We start from the raw sequence: 7,423 nt of genomic DNA, 5'->3' as shown, positions 1-7,423 counted from the left end.
ACACCCGTTAATAGGCTCTATGTGGAAGTACAGTAATGTATGTAGCAAAGGAGTACTAACAGACCGAGGGCTTGACCTCTATATTCTTAATTCTTATTGTGATTTCTCGTTCTCAAATGCAGTCTTCAGGGTATCTGTTGATAGAAGGACCCAATAGGCTTTCCTGGTGTCTATGGCGCGGTGGAACCACACTGATCCCTTCCCGAACTCAGAGGTGAAACGCTGCTGCGGCGACGATAGTTTGGGGGTAGCCCCATGTCAAAATAGCTCGATGCCAGGTTTATTTTTTACAATCACATCACCCCCTCTATTTATTTAGTGGGGGTTTTGTTTTTTGACGAGAGTTCAACGGCTGTAGAAGCATTGTCAATACGACTTTATTTTTATTCTTAAATTAATAAGTTAACAGAGCGATCGCCTTTGCGTAATATAGTTATAGCAAACTTGAGTTATTTTGGGCAAATAATCATGAAATCAGCACCAGAATTGCTGACAGACCCATTTTTACAACTACCAACAGCAACATCAGTACAAGTAGTGTGGTTTACCGAGTTTCTTGGTGATCATCATTCAGTCAGTTACGGAGAAAATCTCCAGAAAACTTCCCCAGCCCGTACTACCAAACTCAGCCGCACCAGAGAAGACCAAGAATCACGAGTCGGGAATCAGACTCAAAACGGGCAAATTTACCAAAAACCCGTTCAACGTCATATTTGGCGACATGAAGCCCTAGTAACAGAATTAACTACTGGTGTGCGAGTTCCCTATCGCGTTACCAGTGTCCGGGAAGATGGTCAAAGTGTCAGTAGCGAAGTTTTTACCCTGACAACCACTCCCCAACCGGGAACACCATTAAAAATCCTCCTCACCTCGGACCACCAACTAAAACCCATGACGGCCGCAAACCTACAAAAGGTTGTGGAAACTGTAGGACAAATAGACGGAGTATGGTTTGCGGGTGATTTAGTCAATGTTTCAGACCGCGCTTCTGAATGGTTTGATGATAATCGAGGTAATGCTTTCTTTCCTGGTTTACAAGGTCACGCTAAATATCAGATAGAACATAATGGAGTTAAGGTCACTTATACAGGAGGGAAAATTATTCAAAATGCACCCATGTTTACTTGTATTGGTAATCATGAAGTTATGGGTAGATTTCAAAGAACAGCAAGTTTAGATGATGAATTTAATGATACTATTCCCCGGGAAATTGCTAAAAAATTATCTGGCGAAAAATCCTTAAAAGATCATTCCTTTAATACTGACACTTACGAGGAAATTTTATCTTTACCTGCAAGTCAACCAGGGGGAAAAACCTACTATGCTGTTAGTTTTGGAGATGTGCGTCTTGTTGTTCTTTATGTTACAAATATGTGGCGTAGTCCTAGATTAGATCGAGATACTAAAGGGCGATATCGAGAAGCAGAAAAAGACTTTAATCATCCAGAAAATTGGGGTTATGGACAAATTATTTATGAACCAATTTTTGCAGGTAGTCAACAATATAATTGGCTAAAACAAGAACTTAACAGCCAGGAATTTCAACAAGCAAAATATAAAGTTGTTATGTTCCATCATCCACCGCATACATTGGGTTGTAATATTATTCCACCTTATACTAATCCCATAGGAATAATAGAACACAATGATTTAGGAGAAATCAAATCAATAGATTATCAATATCCCAAAGATCAAGATTATATTATTCGTGATCTTATTCCCTTATTAGAAACTGCTAAAGTGCAATTAGTATTTTATGGACATTCCCACTTATGGAATCGTTTTATCAGTGCTAGTGGAATGCACTTTTTAGAAACATCTAATGTCGGTAACTCTTATGGTGCTGCTTGGGGGGAAAGACAACGAGAAATACCAAATAACTATCAAAAAGATTGTATCGCAATTGGTGATCCTAATGGTTTACAACCGATTGTACCAACTCTTTCGCCCTTATTAGGAGAAGATGGTCAACCACAGCCTTATATTGCCAGTAATGATATTACAGTTTTTAGCATTTTCGACACAGGAACAGGCACAATTAGCAGCTATCTTTTTGATACGAAAAAACCCGATACTGGAGTTGTTAAGTTTGATGAATTTAAGTTGAAATCCTGATTCTTGTCAGGTGATAGGTTTAGATGGTTCATTGGTAGAGACGTTCCATGGAACGTCTTTACTCTACTTTACCTAGATGTTTATTTAATTTTTCCTAATTGTACTTGTATTTTGAGTGGTTTGTTTACCTAATAATTCCACAGCTTTCGCAAATTGAGGATCTGCAAGAGTCCCTAATTTATCCCGTTCACGCAACCATAAATCTTGACGTTGAGCATCAGTCAATTCTACCTTCACATCTGGATCAATACCATGTTTATTAATATCTTTTCCACTGGGAGTATGATATTTAGCAATAGTTACAGCCAAACCCGAACCAGATTTTAAAGGCTGCACAGATTGGACTAAACCCTTACCAAAAGTTTGATTTCCTACTAAAATCGCCCTTTTATTATCTTGTAACGCCCCAGAAAGGATTTCACTAGCACTGGCTGAACCTTTATCTACTAATACTACCAAGGGCTTATTAGTCAAAGCAGAGCCATTTGCTACTTGTTTATCTTGCGTACCCTGGCGGTCAATAGTAAAAACAATAGTGCCTTTATTCATCCACATTTGGGCAATTTCTATACTCGCGTATAGCAAACCTCCGGGATTACTACGTAAGTCTAAAATATATCCAGAAACCTTTTTAGCTTCTAAGTTTTGAATAGCATCTTTCATTTCCTTACTAGCATTGGCGCTGAATTGATTCAAGCGAATATAGCCAATATTACCTGCTGGAGTTTTCTTTTCCGAATAGCGCACAGGATGAATCTCAATTCGCGCTCGTTGGATATCGAATTGTTTTTTCTGACCATTACGCAGAATTGTTAGCTTTACCCTGGTTCCTGCTTTGCCACGAATCAGAGATACTGCATCATTTGTATCCATCCCTTTGGTATTTTTACCATTAATTTCCAGAATAATATCTTTGGCTAAAATACCTGCTTTAAATGCCGGTGTATCTTCAATAGGAGCAATGACAAGCAGTTGTTTAGTTTTTTCATCTTGACTAATAGTTATACCAATACCTGTAAGTTCTCCAGAGGTATCAACTTGTAAATTTTTAAATTCTTCCGGGTTCATAAACCGCGTGTAAGGGTCTTCTAGCTTTTTCAGCATTTCCCGGATGGACTTATAAGCCTCCTTTTCATCAGTATAAGACTTGTTTAAGTATTCCTGACGAACAGCTTGCCAATCTAGCTGATTAAAAGTTCCATCTACGTATCGGTAGTTAATAATCTGCCAAACTTCATCTACTAAATCCTTGTGACTGTCTTTAAATGAAGCTTTACCAATGGAGTGAATGCCAAGACTAGTAATAACGATTGTAGAAAGCGTTACTACTGTAGCACTTAAAACCAGCTTACTCTTTGTAATTACCATAATGACAACTGTGTCAAAGAAAAAAAATATATGTCAAGTATGACTAATCTAACACAACGATTGGTAATTAGTAATTGATAATTGCTAATTAGTCGTTATTTGCGTATATTACTAGACTGATGAGTAATTAACAAGCACAGAAGCTAGGGAATAGCAATTCCCAATTCAAGATTTTATGCTACTGAAGGCCTTACAGCCAGAAGACTTGACAATTCTTCATAATTTAGGCAATTGATCTGATGGTTTTAACCCGATACGTCTTGTTAGCAAAGCATGGCCTTGGCCATTTCTGACTTGAGAAAAATCAGAGTTATTAACTAAAATTGTTTAGTATAATTATCCTTAGATTTACCAAGTATCTACCATGAGTCAATGTCTTAATCCCACCTGTCTTCATCAAAATCCCCAAGGTACTAGCTTTTGTCAAAAATGTGGTGGTAAAATTATTCTAGATGATCGTTATCGTCCCATTAAGTTTCTCGGAGAAGGTGGTTTTGGCAGAACATTTCAAGCAATAGATGAAAAAAGATTAAATACTCCCTGCGTCATTAAACAATTCTTACCCCAACAAGCTGGAAGTGCGGCTTTACAAAAAGCCACCGAATTATTTCAACAAGAAGCCAAAAGACTCCAAGAATTAGGAAAACATCCGCAAATACCAGATTTAGAAGCCTTCTTTCCCCAAGATGGTAGACTTTATTTAGTGCAAGACTTTATTGATGGTCAAAACCTATTAGAAGAGTTTCAAAATCAAGGTAAATTAAAAGAACCACAAATCAGAATTATCCTCACAGAATTATTGCCAGTTTTGCAATTTATCCATGACAATCAAGTTATTCATCGAGATATAAAACCCGAAAATATTATTAGAAGTAAAACCGGTCAATTATTTCTAATTGATTTTGGCGTTTCCAAAGAAACAAGTGGAACTATTTTAACTAGAGTGGGGACTACAGTAGGTACTCCTGGATACGCGCCACCAGAACAGTTTCGGGGTATGGTTTATCATAGTAGTGATCTCTATAGTTTAGCTGTTACCTGTGTCAGATTATTGACGGGACATTTTCAAGAAGCTGATGGTGCAGATGAATTATTTGATACCAGAAAAATGCAATGGCAATGGCAAAAATATGTTTCTTTAAGTCAGGAATTAACAACGGTATTAGAAATCATGTTACAGGATATTCCTGTTAAACGTTATCAATCAGCCACAGAAGTTTTAGCCGCATTAGCAAATAAAAAAACAGGAGTTATTCCCACAGCCACAAACCCACCCAAACCACCAGCAAATATTAACGTAAATATCAATCCCCAATCATCATTTACCGAAGATTTAGGAAATGGTGTTAAATTAGAAATGATCGCCATACCGGGAGGAACTTTCTGGATGGGTTCACCGGCAAATGAGGCAAAAAGACATGATGATGAAGGTCCCCAACATCAAGTTACAGTTCCCAGCTTTTTTATGGGCAAATATCCCTTGACACAGGCACAATATCAAGCTATTATGGGGCATAATCCCTCTTACTTCAAAGGCAATAACCGCCCAGTTGAAACTGTCAGCTGGGATGATGCGGTTACATTCTGTCGAAAGTTAAGCCAAAGGACAGGAAAAAACTACAGATTACCTAGTGAAGCAGAATGGGAATATGCTTGTAGAGCCGGGACAAAAACGCCATTCTCTTTTGGTGACAACATCACCACGGATTTAGTAAACTACAATGGTAATTATCCCTATAAGTCCGCACCTAAAGGTAAATATCGCCAACAAACTACAGATGTAGGAACTTTTCCCCCTAACGCTTTTGGCTTGTACGATATGCACGGGAATGTGTGGGAGTGGTGTGAAGATGACTGGCATGAAAATTATATAAACGCACCTATAAATGGTAGTGCTTGGAAAAATCAAAGCGGTAGTAATATAAAGTTACTTCGCGGCGGTTCTTGGTATTACTTTGCCAGGTACTGTCGGTCTGCGCTTCGCCTTAAGGATTCGCGCGGCCTTTCTTATCGCCTCTACGGTTTTCGACTTGCGGTTTCTCTACTTGCTACTGAGTAGCACTTTATACTATTGCTCTTTTCCCCTCTGCTCTTTTTTTCTTTCTCAACCTCTTATCTCAAAATAGAATTAGTAGATAATCGTTTTTGGAATCCTAGAATAGAATTAGGTTTGGGTATGGGCTGAACAGGAAAGACAAAAAACAGAAAGATTAATTGCTCAATTAAGATCATTGGGTGTAGAACCTGATTTAGAGTAATAGGAATATTATTAATATTAATATTCTGCGGGCAAGATGCCCGCACCACAGGAAACTTTTGGGTATTGTTTTTTATTGGCAAGTTCTTAATTATGAAAATCCTCAAATCCTGTAAATCTTGATCCTGACAAAGAAATCAAAAATCATTTTTTACCCCTTCCCCCTCAAGAATTATTAACTTTCTTTGCAGTTAGTTTAAAAAAATAAGTAATCTAATCTAACAGGGGGACAGAAGTAAAAGTTTGATAAATTAAGGTTCTACCCAACGTCCGTCTGCTTTAATCAGATTAATCAACTCTTCTACCCCTTGGGTTTCGGGAACTTTTTTAATTTCTTCCCGACCACGATATAGAGAAATGTAACCGGGGGTTTTACCAACATAACCATAGTCAGCGTCTGCCATTTCTCCAGGTCCATTGACAATACAACCCATCACAGCAATATCTAACCCAGTTAAATGTTTGGTGGCTTCTCTAACTGTATGCAGCACTTCCTCTAAATTAAATAAAGTCCGTCCACAAGAAGGACAAGCGACATATTCAACCATTGTTTTCCGCAAACCTAAAGCTTGCAGAATGCTGTAACAAACGGGAATTTCTTTTTCTGGTGCTTCTGTCAAAGATACACGAATTGTATCACCAATGCCGTCAGCTAGTAATGTGGCAATACCGGCGGTGGATTTAATTCTACCATATTCTCCATCCCCTGCTTCGGTCACGCCTAGATGGAGAGGATAGTCCATACCCAAATCATCCATACGTTTGGCCATAAGACGATATGCAGCCACCATGACAGGAACTCGTGAGGCTTTCATGGAGATGACGACATTATGAAAATCCAAAGATTCACAAATGCGGATAAACTCTATGGCAGATTCTACCATGCCTTCTGGTGTGTCCCCATAGGTAAATAACATTCTTTCCGCTAAAGAACCATGATTTACGCCAATTCGCATGGCTTTACCTTGATCACGCAAGGAAATTACCAGCGGAGCTAAAGTTTCACGGATTTTTTCACCAATTTCGTCAAATTCAGCTTTTGTATATTCGGTGCGGCTGGTATTGGGTTTTTCAAATACATACAAGCCTGGATTAATTCGCACTTTTTCAATATGCTTGGCGACTTCTAAGGCGATTTTCATACCATTGTGATGGACATCAGCCACAATTGGTACATCACGATAAGTTTGAATTAATTTCTGTTTAATTTCTGCCAATGCTTTAGCGTGTCCAAGACTGGGGACTGTAACACGGACAATTTCGCAGCCTATTTCATGAAGACGACGAATACCGGCTACAGAACCGTCAATATCTAGGGTGTCTTCATTGATCATTGACTGTACCACCACTGGGTATCCACCCCCAATGATCACATCCCCCACTTTGACAGCGCGGGTTTTGCGGCGTTTAATAGTGGTATCAAAGGCTGGTTGACTAGATGTAGTGTTGCTAATTTCCAGAGTTGACAGAGTTTGCATAATCCCAACAGGTAGATTTTCTGTAATTAAAATATCAGATCGCCAGAGGTTATACTTCTCAGATTGCCACAATTGGTGGTGTTTTAGGTGATAAATTAGAAAAGTATCCGGGAAAATTGAGAATAAACAATTGAGAACGACTAATTTTTAATTTTTAATTTTTAATTTTGTGTGATGCGGAAAACGATATGATATAAGGCATCAC

At 38.4% G+C, this 7,423-nt stretch carries 4 protein-coding genes and 1 rRNA gene; 3 read left to right on the top strand and 2 right to left on the bottom strand.

Annotated features, from left to right (window positions below; translation table 11 throughout):
- Positions 1-162 precede the first annotated feature (162 nt).
- Both rrf and H6F39_RS15925 read left to right on the top strand, forming a co-directional pair.
- Positions 163-280 (top strand): 5S ribosomal RNA (gene rrf, locus H6F39_RS15930).
- Positions 281-468: 188 nt separating this feature from the next.
- Positions 469-2,115, top strand: a complete 1,647-nt coding sequence (locus H6F39_RS15925; protein WP_190372636.1) for a metallophosphoesterase — start codon at positions 469-471, stop codon at positions 2,113-2,115.
- Between the two features lie 84 nt (positions 2,116-2,199).
- Here the strand turns inward: H6F39_RS15925 and ctpC are convergent, their stop codons facing one another.
- The gene (gene ctpC, locus H6F39_RS15920) at positions 2,200-3,483 is read right to left on the bottom strand and encodes a carboxyl-terminal processing protease CtpC (protein WP_137908939.1); all 1,284 of its coding nucleotides are present in this window, start codon (positions 3,481-3,483) and stop codon (positions 2,200-2,202) included.
- Between the two features lie 364 nt (positions 3,484-3,847).
- On the opposite strand from ctpC, the gene H6F39_RS15915 reads away from it, so the two are divergent.
- Positions 3,848-5,542, top strand: a complete 1,695-nt coding sequence (locus H6F39_RS15915) for a bifunctional serine/threonine-protein kinase/formylglycine-generating enzyme family protein (protein WP_190372637.1) — start codon at positions 3,848-3,850, stop codon at positions 5,540-5,542.
- 449 nt (positions 5,543-5,991) lie between these two features.
- Here the strand turns inward: H6F39_RS15915 and ispG are convergent, their stop codons facing one another.
- The gene (ispG, locus tag H6F39_RS15910) at positions 5,992-7,218 is read right to left on the bottom strand and encodes a (E)-4-hydroxy-3-methylbut-2-enyl-diphosphate synthase (RefSeq protein ID WP_137908961.1); all 1,227 of its coding nucleotides are present in this window, start codon (positions 7,216-7,218) and stop codon (positions 5,992-5,994) included.
- Positions 7,219-7,423: the final 205 nt, after the last annotated feature.

The sequence above is a fragment of the Dolichospermum sp. FACHB-1250 genome (assembly GCF_014696335.1).
GTDB lineage: Bacteria > Cyanobacteriota > Cyanobacteriia > Cyanobacteriales > Nostocaceae > Dolichospermum > Dolichospermum planctonicum.
Note: the sequence above shows the minus strand (reverse complement) of the source record. Positions and strands in the feature narration are given on the sequence as shown.

Bases quoted from the DNA above. Each gene is read 5' to 3' on its own strand.
- H6F39_RS15925 (WP_190372636.1), top strand. From the start codon at position 469: ATGAAATCAGCACCAGAATTGCTGACAGACCCATTTTTACAACTACCA.
- ctpC (WP_137908939.1), bottom strand. From the start codon at position 3,483: ATGGTAATTACAAAGAGTAAGCTGGTTTTAAGTGCTACAGTAGTAACG.
- H6F39_RS15915 (WP_190372637.1), top strand. From the start codon at position 3,848: ATGAGTCAATGTCTTAATCCCACCTGTCTTCATCAAAATCCCCAAGGT.
- ispG (WP_137908961.1), bottom strand. From the start codon at position 7,218: ATGCAAACTCTGTCAACTCTGGAAATTAGCAACACTACATCTAGTCAA.